Below are 18559 nucleotides of genomic sequence, written 5' to 3'. Positions count from 1 at the left end.
AACATTCTCTCATTTAAAATGGATGTTTGAATGGTTTATCCGACACACTACCTTTGATTTTCCCACCCTTCAGATGTACGGAGCTTTTTCAAAAATCAAATATTAGTCCTATAACATAAATTATACTCAATGCTGGGAGAATATACTAATTCAAGAATGAATATAAAGTTTACGTAAAACTAAGTATTGTACTGAAGGAATACACCTTGCAATTTGCTCAACGCGAGATAATGTAGAAACAGAGTGATAAAAAAATATTATGCAAGCATACAAACTCAAAGGAAAAATTGACCAATCTGGTAACTTGGTGATTACCGAACCTGTGAATTTACCCCCCGGAGATGTGGAGGTGATAGTCTGGCCAACTGCTGAGACACTTGATAATACTCAAGTCCCAGCAAGTGAACCAGCACCAGAAACACCAAAGAGAAAATCTAGGGTAAAAGCATTTGAGGGTTTATTTGAAAATGCCCCGCCCGTTCCAGCAGACTTTGATCCAGAACAAGCCAAATGGGAATATTTAAAGGAGAAACATAACCTCTGAAAGTCTTGCTAGATACTAATATCATTGTTGATGATGCTCTGGAAAGAGCACCTTTTTGGGATGCTAGTGAGCAAGTTTTATCACAGATTGAACAAGGGCAAATAGAAGGTTATATTTCAGCTTCAACTTTTAGTGATTTGTATTACATTATCCGTAGGGCAAGAGGTCGAGATTGGACGCTTAGTTATTTAAATCAGTTAGTTACCTTGTGCCAAATTGCTACGGTAAATCAGGCTGTAATTACAATGGCTCTCACAGCCAATTTTAGGGATTTTGGAGATGCTATCCAATACTCCACTGCTGTATTAAATCAATTAGATGCAATTATTACCCGTAATCCTCAAGATTTCCCTGTTGTTACTCCGCGAATTCTAACTCCTGAGCAATTGATTGAGGAATTAACAAATTCTCCTTGACTTACTTATAGCGATTAAGAGTTACGTGAGGTACAGATAATATTTTGAAACGCAAAGGGACGCAAAGTAAAGCGCAGAGGTACGCAGAGATTTGTACCTCAGCAGACTAGGAAACGCTATAGCTCGACTTTATCCAAAATAGGACTTACGTACTGTACAAATTTACCCTTTTTTCAGGCTTTTTCGATGCGCTTCTTTACGCATCTTACACGTAGTGTGCGTTCCCTAACGCACAATTTATAGGACTTTCAATGAATAAAATTGAAAAACATATTTACCATTTTTTGTCAATGCGTAAGTCCTAATATCTAGCACTTTCAAGGTCACTTATGAAACCAGAGTCTGTGGAAAAAAAATCTCTATTTCTCTCTCCACGGACTCTGGTTGTCTGTAGTTAAAAACAGGCGTTGCTGATTGAGAATATGAATTTGTTTCGCGCAGAGGCGCAAAGGCTCAAAGCTACGAAGAAAACGAAGGGTAATTTTGGCATTTCATACTTTGATCAGCAACGCCTAAAAACAAGTTTATTTAACCGCAGAGGTGAGCCAGCGCGCAGAACCGTCTTGTTTCCACGCCACGTGCTTTAAGCCGGGGAACCCGTCCAACGCAGTGGCTCCCCATGAGCGACTGGTGAACCCGAAGGGCACAGAGTACACAGAGGAAAGAGGTTAAAGAGGATTTTCTTGACAAAAATTTTACCCACCTTGAAAGGGCTAGTCCTAATATCCTCTTACAGCAGTTTTCCTATTTTTCAAAAATGGTCAGCAAAACTGGGCCTAATAAATAATAGTGACCTATACACAATAGTCCGGCGTTATTACCTAATTTTTCCCGGCTTTCTGGGCTGTAAAATCTAATTCTCGCAGGAGAGTTGGCTATTAGTTGAGATGCTGTTTCACTTTTAGTAGTTATATCAACTAAATAGAATCTTCCACCGGGAGAAAGCACCCGCGCTACTTCATTTAAAACTTGTTGCGGTTCGGGATAGTGTAAGAAACTGATGGAGTTAAAAACTGCGTCAAATTGACCTTCGGCAAAGGGTAGAGATTCAGCATTTCCCTCAAGATAGATTAAGCGGGGATGATGACGGTTGCTTTGTCTAGCTACTCGCAACATCTGGGGAGATAAATCTAATCCGGTACCGCGCAATTCAGGAAATTGAGTTGCCAAGCGGTCTAGTAAACGTCCGGTACCACAGCCTAAATCAAGTACATTGGCTTGTGGGGGTAATTCAACTTGAGAAAGTAATCTTTTATGAATTGCTTGGTAAATAAAAGAAGGAAATGTCCAATCGTAACTTGGTGCCCAGCGGTCAAAAAGTTGCTTTTTATTAGTTATAAAATTATTAACCATTGCTTTCTCTTAACGCCCGATAAAATCTAGGGTTGCGCTTATATTCAGTATAACCTCACGCCCAGACGCAAAGAAGCTAAGAAAACTTTTGCGTCTTGGGGTGAGATAAAACTTAGAATTTACAGCCAATCTCGATATGCTGATATTTCATTCACAGCAATTTCAAAGGGTTTACCTTTACCGAATGGGGGGTAAACTCGGATTTTGGCGTCGCTGGTAAATCGTTGTAGCCGATTCCCTAACTGGGGTATGTTGCTGACTATATGCCAGTAGGATACTAGGTCAGGGCAATCGATGATCAGCATCAGGGTGGTGGTATTTGTTGTGAGATACCACTGACAATTAGATAGTAGTACTTGGGTTATGCGATCGCAAGCTTGATAGTAGCATCTGCCGATAGACTGTTCTAACTCCAGATGCAGCATTCCATCCTGTTTGCTTACCTGAATAGGAGGTAAGTCGTCGGGAGGAAGCAGGGATAGTTTAGAAGACATAATTTCTCACCTCTTGATTGTAGCGCTGTAAACTCTCCAGATTCTTTGACAGAGCCAAGGATGAGGGTTTAAGCGCCAGTGTGCCTAGGTTGAGTTCGTCTTGAAATTTCTTGATTTTGTCGCGACAGGTTTTTACATCACCGATAATTGAGTTGGAAATCAGGTAGTCTTCGTCAAAACAGATATTTGTCCGATTAAATGGATTCTGCTTCTGGCCACTGTTCTGCATTACTTGAACGGTGTTTGCCGTCATTTTTTGGCTGAAATGGCGGATAAATGGCAACGCTTCACTCACTGCCTCACTGTCGGTTTGTCCCACAAAAAAGAAGCGTGCCAGCATCAAGTTTTCTGCACCGCTAGAATTTAATTCCCGATATTTGCTAACAGTCTTTTTCAGTCTTTCTAGGGAAAAGGGCGGCCCTCCCATTAAGCTGAAGGAATGTTTGGCCGCATAAGCGATCGCACTATCATCACCACTAGCGACATACACGGGTATCGGTTGCTGCAATGGTTTGGGGTAAATTGTCAGGCTCTCGCATTGATAATGTTGCCCGTTAAATGATACGTTGGTTTCATATAAAAGCTTTTGAATCAATGCGATCGCCTCAAGCATCTGGCCACGGGATTCACTCATGGGTATGGCAAAATGCTTATTCTGCTGGGGAAAGGGGCCTCCTTTGGCTACCCCAAATTCCAGCCTCCCATTGCACAAATTATCCAGGGTGGCAATATCCTCAGCTACCCGAATCGGGTTATGAAATGGCAGCAATACTGCCGCAGTCCCTAAACGGATAGTTGAGGTAACACCCGCCAAATGTGCCATTAACAGCAACATTGATGGGCTGAGATTGGATTCACTAAAATGATGCTCACTCACCCAGGCTTGTTCAAAGCCCAAAGTTTCCGCCTGTTTCACCAACGCCACTTGTTCAAAGATGGCGCGACGGGCATCTTGATGATGATTTTCGTAATTGCAGAAAAGTCCAGTTTTCATTTTTTGAAATCGCTATTTTTAGGTTGCAACCAACTGCAACTCCAACCATAAGCGGGGTTCGGACTGCTTAAGCTTTGACATAGGATCACGGAGCAATCGCTTGGCATTCATGCAGACTACCTGAATCAGCCCCATATTGTCTGCAACTTCCCTGAGTATGTGTTTATGGGCTAGTACATGGGGAATCATATCCGCAGAGCAATAAATCCCTATGTATTGAAAGCGTTTAGCAGGTCGTCCCCAGAAACAGGTGATGACTTTCACATAGCACCCGTCTAGTAGTTCCCCAGTTTTTGGGTAGTAGTGGTTGACGACTTTTGTGAATTCTTTGGCTAGGATGTCTTCAGCAATCATTTGTCCTGATAATTCTGTAGCGTCCATCACGCTATTTAATATAACATAATTTTGTCATTTAAGGTTGACAAATTGCCTTGTTTTTATAAAAAAAAGCTTAAATAGCACATCAAAAAAGGAGGTTACTCTGGTTAAGTATCACCTCCTAATAGAGAATAGGTAATGGGTAATAGGGAATAGGAATAGGGAATAGGGAATAGATATAATTTTATTCCCATTACCAATTACCCATTACCCATTACCAATTAGCTTATCTGGAATTGCGTTCTGACACCAAAACCTCAGCAACTATCTCTGGTACATTTGTGATGTCCACATATCCATCAGCACCACTGATAGGTGAAATAAATGTATAGTTTGGGTCACAGGCTCCCGTGTCGTAAACTTGAATAAACCACCTATCGGGAAATCCTTCTACACCCAGTTCTACAATGTACCAACATTCACCAACCAGACGAGAGTCAAAGATGGTAAACCATTCTCTGTGATCTTCTGAGATGTTCCAATCTGCCATGAGGAACTCTAACGCTATTTTTCCCGCGTCAGTTGAAGTCAACAGCATTGTTACTCCTTATTTACAACCTCATTAGAAACTTCAGGATATAATCCCAACTGTTTAGCTAACTCTCGTCCAATAAAAAATAAAAACTGGGCACCGTCTTGATTACCTTCATGGGCAAACATGGTGGCCACTTGTAGCATTGTCTGTACTAAATTAGCATCAATTAATTCTGGGTGAGATTCTAAAACTTCTGGTTCTTGACCATTAGGACATCTGAGGAGTTCATCAATCAGGTTAAAATACTGAGCTTGGCGTTCTTCTGACATGGTAACTTGGTTTATTTAGAATCAGTGGACATCGAATAGCTTATTGCTCAATACTCTGCTGCCAAAGCTTTTCCAACATTTCAATCTGTTGTTTTAAAACAGCAGCACGATACACAAGATACCTGTCGTAGCCAATAATCCCTAAACCAATGCCAATAGGTATGATCAAAAATAACCATTGCAGGATTGTGGTGATTGGATAATGTTCATCACCATTCTGTAATCTCCTCAAAAGATTACGATTAGGGAATTTTGTGCTAGCTTGGTATTGAGAGCTTTGTGTACCATCTGGCTGGGGAGCTAAGGCGTGAGTGCCTATACTATTATTGTTAACTTCACAGGATAAATTCTGTGTCTTAACTAACTCTATATGTCTTCCCCAAATCACACCGAAGACTATTAGACCTGGAGAAAGCACCGCTAAAGTAACAGCACAAACCGTAAGAACATTTAAAAGTTTGACTTTCATCTTGACTCTCCCTTGCTAGGTGGTATTCAGCCAGTAATGCAATGTCTCTGGCGGTTTATCCCAGCAGCTTTCTTTTTTCTGCTTCTGTAACAGTCAATCCTTTTTGGGGGAATCGAAAATTAAAAGCAAAAATTAGAATTCTTAAGTTTATTTATGGACTGTAAACAAGGACACATTAATCCTGACGCTTTTCCATAAAGTAATTTTTTTGAATTTTGAATTTTGAATTTTGAATTTTGGATAAGAAGTCCCCCCTAGTTCGTCAGACTTTCGTCTGGGAATTTCGGGGGGTAGAGGGGAATCTCTGCGTAAATCCTAAATGATTTATATCAGCCACCTCTCCACACGGCCGTTTACATCAGCCGAGTTAAGATTATTGAAGTTATTAAGATAGTACTCAAGGCTTACAATCCCTGTCTGATAAGTCTTTAAAAAATTATTTGGGGTATGGGTACTAGCATTTATGATGTGGGGTACTAGCATTTATGATATGGGGGTCGGGGATTTTTGTACTCAGAAAAAAGCCATCTGGGCTGGTGGTTGTGGGCGTTTACCTACCTATTATGGGCGGTGAAAACCTGTACTCAAACAAACAATGTCTCTTAGTAAAGATAAACTAGAGAAGTAGAAAATAAAATTAAATCTTTCCCAATAAGTTAGAGAATCTTTGTAAAGTATCAAGTCGTACCGTTAAACAATTAAGAATTAAAAAGTGGTAATTCGTGGGTTAGGGAGCTACTCGTAGGATGCGTAAAGAGACGCATCAAAAATCTAATTCGTGCGTTAGGGAACTACTCGTAGGATGCGTCCCCTGATGCATCAAAAATCTAGTTCGTGGGTTAGGGAACGCACCCTACTGTTAGGGATGCATCAAAAATCTAGTTCGTGGGTTAGGGAACGCACCCTACTGTTAGGGATGCATCAAAAATCTAGTTCGTGGGTTAGGGAACTACTCGTAGGATGCGTAAAGAGACGCATCAAAAATCTAGTTCGTGGGTTAGGGAACTACTCGTAGGATGCGTAAAGAGACGCATCAAAAATCTAGTTCGTGGGTTAGGGAACGCACCCTACTGTTAGGGATGCATCAAAAAATTATTGAAAAAGCCTATAATTAGGGTAACTTTGCATAGTGTGTTAGTCCCAACTATTTTTACCTACCAATAGCTTCAGCCAGTGGACTTTGCCGCTAAAGGTGAGAATCAGCATTTAAAAAATGGTAAAGCTAGGCACTGCAAAGTAACCTCAGTTATCAGCTACAATTACTGGGAAAACCTGAGCGAAATTCCGATTTAGTTGTTAGATTTTGTGGTTTAGTTAGAGTACAGAGTATCTATACTCGTTGGTACTCAAATGCAAATTAAATACAGAAGCTTATTGTTATAAGTAAATACTTTGCACTAAGATTTAGGATTTTAGGAGTTAATTTATGCGGATAGCTAAAGACGTAACAGAACTTATTGGTAGAACTCCTTTAGTTCAGCTGAACAAAATTCCCCAAGCTGAGGGAGTAGTTGCCAGGATAGTTGTTAAGTTAGAAGGGATGAACCCAGCGGCTTCGGTAAAAGACCGGATTGGGGTGAGCATGATAGACGCAGCAGAGGCTGAGGGGTTGATTTCGCCGGGGAAAACCGTTTTAGTTGAGCCTACTTCGGGTAATACGGGAATTGCTCTGGCGATGGTTGCAGCAGCCCGTGGTTATCGGTTAATTTTGACGATGCCGGAGACTATGAGCCAAGAAAGACGGGCTATGCTTCGGGCTTATGGTGCGTCTCTGGAGTTGACACCGGGGGCTGAAGGGATGCGGGGTGCAATTCGCAAGGCGGAGGAAATTGTGGCTAATACTCCTGATGCTTTGATGCTGCAACAGTTCCGCAACCCAGCTAATCCGAAAATTCACCGGGAAACTACTGCTGAGGAAATTTGGGAAGATACTGATGGGGAAGTTGATTTTGTGATTGCTGGGGTAGGTACTGGGGGGACGATTACGGGGGTGGCGGAGGTTTTGAAACAACGTAAGCCGAGTTTTCAGGCGATCGCAATTGAACCCAGCAATAGCCCTATTTTATCTGGTGGTGAACCGGGCCCTCATAAAATTCAAGGTATCGGTGCGGGATTTGTTCCCGATGTTCTGCGCTTGGAATTGATTGATGAGGTGATTAGAGTTAGTGATGAACAGGCGATCGCTTTTGGGCGACGTTTGGCGAAAGAAGAAGGTTTATTATCAGGTATATCTTCCGGTGCTGCTTTGTGCGCTGCAATTCAGGTGGGTAAACGCCCTGAAAATGCCGGTAAGTTAATCGTGATGATTCAGCCTTCCTTTGGTGAACGCTATCTCAGCACGGTGATGTTTCAAGATTTGACTTTGGAAACTGCTGGGACTCGTTAGAACCTCACCCCTAGCCCCTCTCCTTCTAAAGGAGAGGGGGACATGAGGGGAATTCCTTGATAAAAAGTCCCTCCCGTCGTTTCTAATCCCTCTCCTTACGAAGGAGAGGGACAGGTTATGCGTAGCAGAACCAGGGTGAGGTTTTGAATCGCCACCATAAACTGCATTCAGAAAGACTTGTGTATAAACCGTAGTTAAATAAGAGGGCGACATGAGAGGGATTGAAGGGTTGTGATGATGCGTTGTAGGACATTGGGGAGGTTGTCGGATATCTCTTCGTTGCGAAAGCGGAGAAAGTGAATGCCTTTAGCGGTGATGAATGCTTGACGATAGCGATCGCGTTCTGCAATCTCTGGAATATCATGAATACTACCGTCAAGCTCAATCGCCAGGTGTGTTTCGGGACAGTAGAAATCAACCACAAAGCGATCAATTCCATACTGTCTGCGAAATTTGTATCCCTGAAGCTTTCGGTTACGCAGATGCTGCCACAGAATCCCCTCAGCCGCAGTTGAATTCTGACGCAGACGACGGCGTTTTTCAATATCTTCAGTCCGATTAAAAAGCTCAGTCATTTCTCATCTCTCCCTCTTCATCTAACATACCTCTCCCCTCATATCCCCCCTCCCCTCTCATGTCCCCCTCTCCCCTCATGTCCCCCTCCCCTCTCATGTCCCCCTCTCATGTCCCCCTCTCCTTTAGAAGGAGAGGGGCTAGGGGTGAGGTCTTACTGTGGGGTAACATAAATACCCGCTGGCAATAAGTATACAGAAATTCTTACCACGGGAGTCTGTCTAGAGCCATTTAGGGACTGAAGAAACCTCACCCTGGTTTTGCTGTGCAAAACCTGTCCCTCTCCTTCTGAAGGAGAGGGGTTTGGAGGAGAGGGGTTTGGAGGTACTTTGAATAGGATATTAGTTTGAAGCTTTCTTTTTGCTGGGGCGTTTGCGTTCTGATTTTTTCTTGAAACCAACGGCTTGGGCTGCATCACTATCAGAGCCAAATTGACCCTTAATGGCTTCTTTCATGGCAAGAACGGCGTTGTGGAAGTCCCATTCTGCTTGTTTGGCGGCGTCTGCGGCGGCTTTGAATAATGCTTGTTTTTCCGTTTCTTCTTGTTGTTTAGCCACCATATCAGCTTGTGCTTTTTGCAATGCTTCGGGGGTGGCTTCCGCGCGAGCAGTGGTATAGCCTGTAACAGCTTTGAGTCCGTTGTAAGAGTCGATGTCTTGCTGAAGGATGGTAGGGATGAGGCGGCGGGTAGTGTCTTGCGCTGGCATTTTAATTTTGTTGTAACAAATAATGCTTTTAGTTTAGCAAGCAATAATTAAGCACAGCAACCCTTTATTTGTGTTTTTTGGGCAATAATTCCGGATTACAACTAATTTTTAGTTGTTTGTGTGGCAATGTTAATGCTGTTAAACTGTTTTGCATATTTAGTTGTTCTCTCCCTCGTTCCTAGTCTCTGGCTAGGAATGCCTACTGAGAGGCTCTGCCTCTTGTTACTAGCGGCAAAGCCGCTTTGAGAGCATTCCCAGTCGGAGACTGGGAACGAGGTGCAAGTGTTAATCACATTTTGAAATTTGGTAATGCGTTAAAGGATGTATCTAGTAAATATGTTTATGTATCGTCATCTGATGCTTCTGTTTGCTGCTGCAATGCTTATCGAATATATGACAATAGCTCAGGATTGCTTTCTAGTCTTTTTAGCATTGCCAGCGCTATTTCTGTATTAAACTCGGTAAGCTCTGCTTGTTGTGCAAGAGCTTGCAGAATGTCAAGCAATGTTTCCTTATTGCAATGCAGAAGGCTCATTATATACAATAATTTTACAACAAATGCTGCGTTTTGTGTACTGGGGTGTTGATTGCCTAACCTTTTTTGAAATATTGCTAAAGCTTGTTTAGACAAACTTTCAGCTTCTACATATTTATTTTGCGCTTCATACAACAAAGCTAAATTGTTGAGACTGGTTGCTACATCGGGATGGTCTTGTCCTAGTTGGCGTTTTCTGATTTCTAAAGATTGCTGATAAAGGAGTTCAGCATCGCTGTAGCGTCCTTGGGAAGAGTAGAGTGATGCTAAATTGTTGAGACTGGTTGCTACATCGGGATGGTCTTGTCCTAGTTGGCGTTTTCTGATTTCTAAAGATTGCTGATAAAGGGGTTCAGCATCGCTGTAGCGTCCTTGCAATCTGTAAAGTTCTGCTAAGTTATTGAGACTGGATGCCACATCGGGATGGTCTAGTCCTAGTAGGCGTTTATATATTTCCAAAGATTGCTGATAAAGGGGTTCTGCATCGCTGTAGCGTCCTTGATATTCGTAGAGTGATGCTAAATTGTTGAGACTGGTTGCCACATTAGGATGGTTTTGCCCTAGTAGGCGTTTTAAGATTTCTAAAGATTGCTGATAAAGGGGTTCTGCATCGCTGTAGCGTCCTTGAAAATGGTAGAGCAATGCTAAACTGTTGAGACTGGATGCCACATCGGGATGGTCTAGTCCTAGTAGGCGTTTTTTGATTTCTAAAGATTGCTGAAGAAGGGGTTCAGCATCGCTGTAGCGTCCTTGGGACTTGTAAAGTGCTGCTAGATTGTTGAGACTGGTTGCTACATCAGGATGGTCTAGTCCTAGTAGGCGTTTTCTGATTTCTAAAGATTGCTGAAGAAGAGGTTCAGCATTGCTGTAGCGTCCTTGAGATTTGTAGAGTAATGCTAAATTGTTGAGACTGGATGCTACATCAGGATGGTCTTGTCCTAGTAGGCGTTTATAGATTTTTAAAGATTGCTGATAAAGGGGTTCTGCATCGCTGTAGCGTCCTTGGGAAGAGTAGAGTAATGCTAAATTGTTAAGACTGGATGCTACATCAGGATGGTCTAGTCCTAGTAGGCATTTTCTGATTTCTAAAGATTGCTGATGAAGGAGTTCTGCATCGCTGTAGCGTCCTTGCAATCTGTAAAGTTCTGCTAAATTGTTGAGACTGGTTGCTACATCGGGATGGTCTTGTCCTAGTAGGCGTTTATAGATTTCTAAAGATTGCTGATAAAGAGGTTCTGCATCGCTGTAGCGTCCTTGAGATTCGTAGAGTGATGCTAAATTGTTGAGACTGGATGCTACATCGGGATGGTCTTGTCCTAGTAGGCGTTTATAGATTTCTAAAGATTGCTGATAAAGGGATTCTGCATCGCTGTAGCGTCCTTGAAAATGGTAGAGTAATGCTAAATTGTTAAGACTGGATGCTACATCGAGATGGTCTTGTCCTAGTAGGCGTTTATAGATTTCTAAAGATTGCTGATAAAGGGATTCTGCATCGCTGTAGCGTCCTTGAAAATGGTAGAGTAATGCTAAATTGTTAAGACTGGATGCCACATCGGGATGGTCTTGTCCTAGTAGGCGTTTTAAGATTCCTAAAGATTGCTGATAAAGGGGTTCTGCATCGCTGTAGCGTCCTTGGGAATAGTAGAGTCCCGCTAAATTGTTGAGACTGGATGCTACATCGGGATGGTCTAGTCCTAGTTGGCGTTTTCTGATTTCTAAGGATTGCTGATAAAGGGGTTCTGCATCGCTGTAGCGTCCTTGGGATTTGTAGAGTGTTGCTAATCCATTTAAGCTGAGGGCAAGTTGTGTGTTTTCATTGCTTTTACACCAAGCAATCATTTTTTTTAAATGCGGTTCAATCAAATTGAATATTGCTAGACTACTAGATTGCTCTACGTTACTGGCAACATCCGCAAACACATCACAAAATGTTTGTTTAATTTGGCTGTAATCAGGATGCTTTTTAAGTTGTTCGCTGAAATAGTCGCTCACGAGAAGATGCAAGGTGTAAATATCTTTTTCAACTAAGATAACAAGATGCAACTTTCGCAGAGATTTTAACCAACGGTCTTTTAAGTCATCGGGACTAAATGATTCATCTTGCAGACGTTGATAAATTGCTGTGACAAATCCCCAATAGATGGGAGCCGATGCAAATGCACCCAATACACAAGCGAGATATTTTACTTCTGGTTTTAATTCTTCCCAACTTAAATCAAATGCAGCTTGCAGACCTCTTTGTGCTTGCATCCCCATCGGCACTTGTTCAGGTGACAGTGCAGGATGTTTGACTTTATGTTCTAACTTTTGGCACATTGCTAACAGCGATAGTTGCTGATAATCTTCATCATCTAGATAATATCCCACCAGTTCTAACGCTAAAGGCAAACGTCCTAAGTCTTCGCAAAGCTTTTCGGCTTGTTTTCTTTCTGCTGCAACTCGGTTTGCACCAATAATTGACGCTAATAAATCCACTGCTGCGGGCAGTGATAATATTTCTAAAGATAATTTTTCTGCAATGCGTTTGTCAGGAGTTTCCCGCGATGTCATCAACAAACGCATTGTCCCTAAATCTGATGGTGGTAAATAAGGCTTGAGGTTTTCAGCTAAATCAGCTACATCATCAAGAATCAGCAATACTTTTTCTGTCTGCCTTTTCCATGTTTCCCAACAAGCATTTACCATCTGTTGAGGTGATAAATTGGGAGGTAAATCGCTTTTAAACTTCCACCTGGTCAGTGCGACAATTTCGGCAGCAAGATTTTGTCTATCGCGCACATTAATATAATACACTCCTCCAGAAAAGTGTGTTTTGCAATCTGGGCTATGGACATATTCCCGCACCAGTCCGGTTTTGCCTACTCCACCCATGCCGGAAACTACGCAGACATTCTTACCACTTTGCAATAATTGATGGACTTCTGCTAATTCGTCATCCCGTCCAAACAACCCACCCTCTCGCGGTTGCGGTGGTACAAAGGGGTTCCCTTCCATCTGTGGTGGCTGAAATGATGTAATCTGATTAATTTCCTTTATTGTTACATTGCCGCCGATAGTATTATTAGTAAACAGGTTTTGCGAAATTTGTGGTTGTTCGCTCATATAGGATTTTCCAAGATTAATGCGATCGCCTGATTTATAATTTTGGTGCGATCTATCATTTCAGCAATTTCTTCGGCTTCATACCTGCCTTCAAACGCCTCTAATGATGCCTGTTCCAAAGCAGATTGATAAGCTTCTTCTAGAGTTTCTTGCAATTCGGCTTGTGTAAAATAGTTGCCGTTTGCTTTGCGTCGCTTGTTGGTACGTTGAATGTGCCGCACGGAATTACGAATTGATACCTCCCATGAGCGCGTTGTCCGTTTCTCTGCTTCTTGCTTAATCAAATGCAGGAGCAAAATAATGCCAAAGCTAATAATTTTGTTGAGCTTATCATCCTTGCTCATCTCGGTCATTTCCTCCACTAGCAGCAATGCCTCGGAGATATTGCCACTAATTAGTAAATCCTTAAGTTCTAATAACTCTTCCATCGCTTATGCCTCTTGAGTCAAATCACCTAAATCAATATCGCCGGTTGCTTTGACATTTTTTAGCATCGTCTGTTCTACTGAATCGGCTGCATGGGGTGCTGTTTGTTTCATTGATTTTGCTTTGAGATTAGTTGCTTCAATCTCACTTGCCATCACTTGTACAATTCTGCCTGTTTTCACTGCCTGAAGCTTCTCCTGAAATGTGGTATTTTTCTCTGCATCGGCAGTATCGACCAATTCGGCAAAAATCGGATCGGGTGGGATTTGCTCTAAGACTGTTTTATTTAGATTCAAGACTTGTGGATCAGCTGCTGTTATTGCTGTGGCTGTTTCGGGGGAATGTTTGCGGATTTTAGCAAGTGCATCACCAACTTTTTTCGTCAAACCATCGCTGAAGTTCTCACCAGATTTTTCTAGTGCTTTGGTGAGAAATATAGTAGCGATCGCTAATGCTAATGTTGTGGGTTCCATAGGTTTTGCTGAGGTAATCTAATACACTCATTGCAACACACCTACCTGAAACCAGCAAGAATTAAGCGCAAGTTCGTAGTCAGGACTTTAGTCCTGATTGTGATCAGCACTCTCCGTGCTGACGACAAACTCTCAAATAGTTGCGATCGCTAAACCAGTTAAGAATTTAGGCGTTGCTGAATTAGAATATGAAATTGGGAAAGTCAACCTTTTTAAGCTTGATTCTTTGCGACGAAAGCGCCTTTGCGTGACACATATTCATATTTTTAATCAGCAACGCCAGAATTTATAATCAAAATGAAAACGCCCAGAATAGCAAGCATTCTAGGCGCTATAACTATCTTAATTCTAGGGATGTCTGTGAACAGGCGGGACGCCTATTCTACGGAATATAACTAATGTTTGCACTTTCCCTTGGAGTGGTGGTGTTCATGGTTGTGGGAGCAACCTTGCAAATTCTGTGCTAGGAGTTCTTCCATAATTGCCTTTTGGGATTCATCCACAGGCTTTAAGCCAATCCAAGCATCAAGTTTTTCGACATCAAAACCGACTTCGCGGCGATCGCCTACTTCAAGTAAAGGACGACGAATCAGCAACGGATCTTGCAGCATCATCACCAAAGCGGTGTCAGCATCGATTTTTTCGGGAATCACCTCACCAGACTTAATCCGGGGTGCGGATTTGTTAAACCATTCGGCTACAGTGCGATCGCCAAAAAATGATCGCAACTTTTCAACTGTCCAAGGTTCTGCTAACAGATTATATGCCACTACCTCATGACCTGCGGCTGTGAGCAAAGCTTTTTGCTTTGCACCACCTTGACAGCCTGGTTTTTCATAAAAAATTACTCTCGCCATTGAGATTTTCTCCTAGTGACAATAATTGAAAAAAAAGAGATTTACTTCCCTCCCTGCTTGCTGTGAGGGTGAGTGTGGAATGTTAGATATTCGGGCAATAAATCTCTTCGCTTGTGGTAATAGACATCTCCGACAATTAAATATGCATTATGCAGAATCCTTGTCAAAAATAAGCATGACAAATCTCTACATTGTTTAGGGTCAATGTCTAATAGATGATAGGTAAATAAACTCCAGCAACTACCATTAACTACTGCCTATAATCCAGCTTAAAGAGTTATTTGATTTTTTGCTGCTCTGCTTAAAACTTTTTAGCAATATGGTTAACTACATCAAACTCAAATCTTTTTCTTGAATCAGTTTCGCCATAAATATTAAAAGTAACAGTTGGTTCATCACCCACCGCTTTTACACTATGTATTGCATCATGAGTCAAGCTAATTATGTCACCAGGTAATAAACTAATTTCTCCCGTAGTTTCAATTTTATCTGGAAACTCAAGACTCTGACTTCGCCGCCAAAAAGTATTTTTTTCTTGACCTTTTAACACCGCCACTACTCCCCAAGTTCCATGATTATGAATATTAGAGGTTGTTCCGGGGGCAAAACTTACCATTTGCACCGTTAACGGAAAACCTAACTCATGGTAAAGCAGCAAAACAGAAGTTCCCGTTTTTGGATCAGGTTCTAAAAATTGACTCTGCACCCAATAGGAATTTACAATCAATCGCCTTACCAACAACCGAATTTTAGGTAAAAAAATAGATTCATCTTCAGCATGGTTGATCACATCCTCTACCTCAGTTAGAAACCGATAAAGGCGATAATTATCCCGCAACAAATCCCATGCTCTCGCCGATTTACAGGCTTGATACTGCCCATCTCCAGTTACAAGCCAATCCTTACCTGTCATAATCTTTAAACTGAATAACCAATAACAAAAAACTAATCATCTTCTTCTGGTGGACGTGTCAAAATATCCAAGAGGATACCGGCACCAAAATCATTTTTTTCATCAATCTCTTTAACCCTGGCACTAACTTCTTTAGCTTGCTCTATTGCTCCTAATTTAGCTAAGACTAATCCAGAAGCAGCATAAGCATTTAAGTACAATCTAATTTGGGGTTCTTCTTTACGCTTAACTAATATCGGTTTAAGCGTTGCCCAATCATCAGAAAAATTCTCGGCTGCTTTAATTTTATCTGTGACTTTGACTACTGTTTGCAGTGCAAGAATAAAGTTATTTTTGTAGTAAAAATATCTATAAGCTGCAATTAAAACATCAATGTTTTCCCCAGCTTTAGCTAAAGCTTGTTGCATATACTTTTCAGATTCTGCGGTATTTTCCCAGGTTTTCGCTGCCAATATCAATAACTCTTTGATATCTTCTGGAACCTGAAACCATGATAACTTTTGGGCATCAACTTGCATCATAACCTCCTAGGGTAATAGGCTTCAGATTCCCGACTTCTCTAAGAAGTCGGGAATCTTGTTGAATTACCAATTTAGAAAATATTGAGAATGTAGACCAAGGTGAAGAGCACAATCCAGATGATGTCTACAAAGTGCCAATAAATTTCTGCCATTTCAATGCCAGTGTGATTGGTGGCAGAATAATGACCAGGAACGCGCGATCGCCACAATACATTCAACATCCACAACAGTCCCACAAAAACGTGTAACCCGTGGAACCCAGTCAAGATGTAAAAGCAGTTGGAGAAAACGTTGGTAGTTAGACCGTAGCCTAAATTCGTGTACTCATACACTTGACCAACCAAGAAAATCGCGCCCATGATTGCAGTAATTCCATACCACAAACGCATTCCCTTAACATTATTCTTTTTAATCGCCACATCACCCAAGTGAATGACGAAACTACTAGAAACCAGAATAATGGTGTTAATCGTCGGCACAAATAACTCTACTTCCATTCCTTCTGGTGGCCAAACTGGTGTGATGGCTTTAAAGAACAAATAAGTAGCAAAAAATCCCCCAAACATTAGGGATTCAGAAGCCAGAAACGTTAACAGTCCCCAGACTCGCAAATCTGGATGTGCTTCGTGATGTTCGCTTGTTGTCGTCGCTATGGTCATCTTTTTACTCTCAGAATAAATGCCCAATAAGGATGAAGCGTAGGGCAATTAAAGGCGTCACAGTCCTGATTTTATTGTGGGACAGATATCTCACCCGCCCATTATCAAAGAGAGATTTTCCGTCCCACAAAATTAGTTTCTTACTCCCCTTGCACCACAAAACTACCTACTTATACTCTTCCTTGGCGGTTCCTTTAAAATTAGGTATTTTGTCCGTAGAATAGGAGTAACTAAACACTAACTTCTGGCGTTCCAGGTGGTTGTGCTCTTTCGCTGTGTCCATGACCGTAATCGTAAGGGCCATGAGTGACAACAGGCAGCACTTCCCAGTTTTCAATGATGGGTGGAGAACTGGTTGTCCATTCTAAGGTTAAAGCTTGCCAAGGGTTATCACCAGCTAATGCACCTTTGCGCCAACTTTGAATGATGTTGTAAGCAAAAGGAAGTACCGATATCCCCAAGACAAATGAACCGATGGTGCAAATTACATTGAGGTTGACAAATTGCGGGTCATACATAGCAACTCGTCGGGGCATTCCTTGCAAACCCAATTCATGCATGGGTAAGAAGGTGAGATTAGTGCCGATGAAGGTGAGGGCAAAGTGAACACGACCCCAGGTTTCATCTAGCTTCCGGCCTGTCATTTTGGGGAACCAGTGGTAGATGCCGGCGTAGATGCCAAACACAGAACCACCAAACAGGACATAGTGGAAGTGTCCGACGACATAATAGGTGTCGTGGACGTGAAGGTCAAAGGGGGCTGTTCCCATGGTGACGCCGCTTAAACCACCCATGACGAACATGGATAATAAGCCGATCGCAAACAGCATGGCGCTGGTGAAACGGATTTTACCACCCCAGAGGGTAGCAACCCAGCCGAATATTTTGACGCCAGTGGGGACGGCGACAATTAGAGTAGTGATGGTGAAGAAGATCCGCATCGGCCCGGATGTGCCGCTGGTAAACATGTGGTGAACCCAGACGAACAAACCGACGACGCAAATAGCGACGCTAGAATAGGCGATCGCCTTATAACCAAAAATTGGTTTGCGCGCGTGTACCGGAATTACCTCGGACATAATGCCGAAGATGGGCAGAATCATTAAATAAACTGCCGGGTGAGAATAAAACCAGAATAAATGCTGGTAAATAACTACGTTACCGCCGGCATCTGGTTTAAAGAAGGAAGTACCAAAGTTTAGGTCAAACAACAGCAGCACTAAACCCGCTGCTAACACTGGTGTAGAGAGAAGTGCCAGGATGGAAGTTGCCAACATTGCCCAACAGAACAAGGGCACTTGATCCCATTTCATGCTAGGAACCTTCATCATCAGGATGGTGATCACAAAGTTCACCGAACCCAAAATTGAGGAAGTTCCCACCAAAACGATCGCTAAAATCCACATAGTTTGAGCAGCGTGTGCTGTCACCAAACTTAAAGGTGGGTAAGCTGTCCAGCCTGATTGAGAACCGCCAAAAATGAAACTACCCAACAGCAGTAATCCCGCTGGTGGGTTTAACCAAAAGGCGATCGCATTCAGTTTCGGGAAAGCCATATCCCTAGCACCAATCATCAGCGGTACTAGATAGTTGCCAAATCCCCCAATCGCACTAGGAACGATCCATAAAAAGATCATGATCGTCCCGTGATTGGTCATGAAAGCGTTATACAGATTCGGGTCAAGGACATCTGAATCTGGTGTAGCTAATTCGGCACGGATAGCGATCGCCATCAGTCCACCGATGAGATAAAAGAAAAACGCTGTCACCAGGTATTGGATACCAATCACCTTGTGGTCAACATTAAATGTAAAGTAATCTTGCCATTTCCACGCCGTGGGATGAGAGGAGTGATTTCCTGCGGATGGCGTATTCCGGGGAAACTCAACTTGTGTCATAAGCTATTTTGTGGCAATTTGTTCAGTTGGTAGAGGCACAGCAGTGCTGTACCCTCA

21 protein-coding genes are annotated in these 18559 nt (G+C 42.3%); 4 read left to right on the top strand and 17 right to left on the bottom strand.

All coding sequences use genetic code 11. The features are described from left to right. Window positions 1-259 precede the first annotated feature (259 nt). Entirely contained in the window at window positions 260-544 is a 285-nt protein-coding gene (locus tag H6G32_RS13830; protein WP_190459133.1) for a hypothetical protein, read from the top strand. Next, window positions 541-960: a type II toxin-antitoxin system VapC family toxin gene (locus H6G32_RS13825; protein ID WP_190459147.1), complete on the top strand. Its 420-nt coding sequence runs from the start codon at window positions 541-543 to the stop codon at window positions 958-960. The genes H6G32_RS13830 and H6G32_RS13825 overlap by 4 nt, the downstream gene beginning before the upstream one ends. Before the next feature lie 744 nt (window positions 961-1704). Here H6G32_RS13825 and H6G32_RS13820 read toward each other — a convergent pair. The 7 genes from H6G32_RS13820 to H6G32_RS13790 all read right to left on the bottom strand — a co-directional run bounded on the left by H6G32_RS13820 (window position 1705) and on the right by H6G32_RS13790 (window position 5452). Beyond that, complete coding sequence (locus tag H6G32_RS13820; RefSeq protein ID WP_190459131.1) at window positions 1705-2313, bottom strand: class I SAM-dependent methyltransferase; 609 nt, start codon at window positions 2311-2313, stop codon at window positions 1705-1707. Window positions 2314-2432: 119 nt separating this feature from the next. Then, on the bottom strand, window positions 2433-2807 hold the full coding sequence (locus H6G32_RS13815; protein ID WP_190459129.1) for a hypothetical protein: 375 nt from the start codon (window positions 2805-2807) through the stop codon (window positions 2433-2435). Then, a complete protein-coding gene (locus H6G32_RS13810) occupies window positions 2797-3801 on the bottom strand; it encodes an LLM class flavin-dependent oxidoreductase (protein WP_190459125.1) in 1005 nt (334 codons plus the stop codon). Before H6G32_RS13810 ends, H6G32_RS13815 begins: the two co-directional genes overlap by 11 nt. 18 nt (window positions 3802-3819) lie before the next feature. Continuing rightward, window positions 3820-4182, bottom strand: a complete 363-nt coding sequence (locus H6G32_RS13805) for a hypothetical protein (protein WP_190459123.1) — start codon at window positions 4180-4182, stop codon at window positions 3820-3822. Window positions 4183-4405: 223 nt separating this feature from the next. Continuing rightward, complete coding sequence (locus tag H6G32_RS13800) at window positions 4406-4717, bottom strand: hypothetical protein (protein WP_190459121.1); 312 nt, start codon at window positions 4715-4717, stop codon at window positions 4406-4408. 2 nt (window positions 4718-4719) lie between these two features. After that, window positions 4720-4983 (bottom strand): hypothetical protein, encoded by a 264-nt coding sequence (locus tag H6G32_RS13795; RefSeq protein ID WP_190459119.1) that lies wholly within the window; start codon window positions 4981-4983, stop codon window positions 4720-4722. A 40-nt stretch (window positions 4984-5023) separates the two neighbouring features. Beyond that, complete coding sequence (locus H6G32_RS13790) at window positions 5024-5452, bottom strand: hypothetical protein (RefSeq protein ID WP_190459117.1); 429 nt, start codon at window positions 5450-5452, stop codon at window positions 5024-5026. A gap of 1426 nt (window positions 5453-6878) precedes the next feature. Here H6G32_RS13790 and cysK point away from each other — a divergent pair. Continuing rightward, the gene (gene cysK, locus H6G32_RS13785; protein WP_190459114.1) at window positions 6879-7838 is read left to right on the top strand and encodes a cysteine synthase A; all 960 of its coding nucleotides are present in this window, start codon (window positions 6879-6881) and stop codon (window positions 7836-7838) included. Between the two features lie 194 nt (window positions 7839-8032). Here the strand turns inward: cysK and H6G32_RS13780 are convergent, their stop codons facing one another. From H6G32_RS13780 to H6G32_RS13760, 5 genes are all read right to left on the bottom strand, one after another. Further along, entirely contained in the window at window positions 8033-8413 is a 381-nt protein-coding gene (locus tag H6G32_RS13780; protein ID WP_190459112.1) for an endonuclease domain-containing protein, read from the bottom strand. 339 nt (window positions 8414-8752) lie between these two features. Next, the gene (locus H6G32_RS13775) at window positions 8753-9118 is read right to left on the bottom strand and encodes a hypothetical protein (protein ID WP_190459110.1); all 366 of its coding nucleotides are present in this window, start codon (window positions 9116-9118) and stop codon (window positions 8753-8755) included. Between the two features lie 382 nt (window positions 9119-9500). Then, on the bottom strand, window positions 9501-12755 hold the full coding sequence (locus H6G32_RS13770; protein ID WP_190459108.1) for a tetratricopeptide repeat protein: 3255 nt from the start codon (window positions 12753-12755) through the stop codon (window positions 9501-9503). Further along, window positions 12752-13183: a DUF29 family protein gene (locus tag H6G32_RS13765; RefSeq protein WP_190459106.1), complete on the bottom strand. Its 432-nt coding sequence runs from the start codon at window positions 13181-13183 to the stop codon at window positions 12752-12754. The genes H6G32_RS13770 and H6G32_RS13765 overlap by 4 nt, the downstream gene beginning before the upstream one ends. A gap of 3 nt (window positions 13184-13186) precedes the next feature. Further along, on the bottom strand, window positions 13187-13654 hold the full coding sequence (locus tag H6G32_RS13760; RefSeq protein WP_190459104.1) for a hypothetical protein: 468 nt from the start codon (window positions 13652-13654) through the stop codon (window positions 13187-13189). A gap of 115 nt (window positions 13655-13769) precedes the next feature. On the opposite strand from H6G32_RS13760, the gene H6G32_RS13755 reads away from it, so the two are divergent. Next, window positions 13770-13946 (top strand): hypothetical protein, encoded by a 177-nt coding sequence (locus H6G32_RS13755; RefSeq protein ID WP_190459102.1) that lies wholly within the window; start codon window positions 13770-13772, stop codon window positions 13944-13946. Between the two features lie 103 nt (window positions 13947-14049). Here the strand turns inward: H6G32_RS13755 and H6G32_RS13750 are convergent, their stop codons facing one another. The 5 genes from H6G32_RS13750 to ctaD form a co-directional block, all read right to left on the bottom strand. Next, the gene (locus H6G32_RS13750; RefSeq protein ID WP_190459101.1) at window positions 14050-14511 is read right to left on the bottom strand and encodes an ArsC/Spx/MgsR family protein; all 462 of its coding nucleotides are present in this window, start codon (window positions 14509-14511) and stop codon (window positions 14050-14052) included. Window positions 14512-14812: 301 nt separating this feature from the next. Then, on the bottom strand, window positions 14813-15424 hold the full coding sequence (locus H6G32_RS13745; protein ID WP_190459100.1) for a cupin: 612 nt from the start codon (window positions 15422-15424) through the stop codon (window positions 14813-14815). Window positions 15425-15456: 32 nt separating this feature from the next. Continuing rightward, window positions 15457-15942, bottom strand: a complete 486-nt coding sequence (locus tag H6G32_RS13740) for a hypothetical protein (RefSeq protein WP_190459146.1) — start codon at window positions 15940-15942, stop codon at window positions 15457-15459. A 74-nt stretch (window positions 15943-16016) separates the two neighbouring features. Beyond that, on the bottom strand, window positions 16017-16604 hold the full coding sequence (locus tag H6G32_RS13735; protein ID WP_190459098.1) for a cytochrome c oxidase subunit 3: 588 nt from the start codon (window positions 16602-16604) through the stop codon (window positions 16017-16019). A gap of 230 nt (window positions 16605-16834) precedes the next feature. Continuing rightward, window positions 16835-18502, bottom strand: a complete 1668-nt coding sequence (gene ctaD, locus H6G32_RS13730; RefSeq protein ID WP_190459095.1) for a cytochrome c oxidase subunit I — start codon at window positions 18500-18502, stop codon at window positions 16835-16837. Window positions 18503-18559 lie beyond the last annotated feature (57 nt).

Source organism: Cylindrospermum sp. FACHB-282, assembly GCF_014697195.1.
Taxonomy (GTDB): Bacteria; Cyanobacteriota; Cyanobacteriia; order Cyanobacteriales; family Nostocaceae; genus Cylindrospermum.
This window is presented reverse-complemented; position numbering and strand designations above follow the sequence as displayed.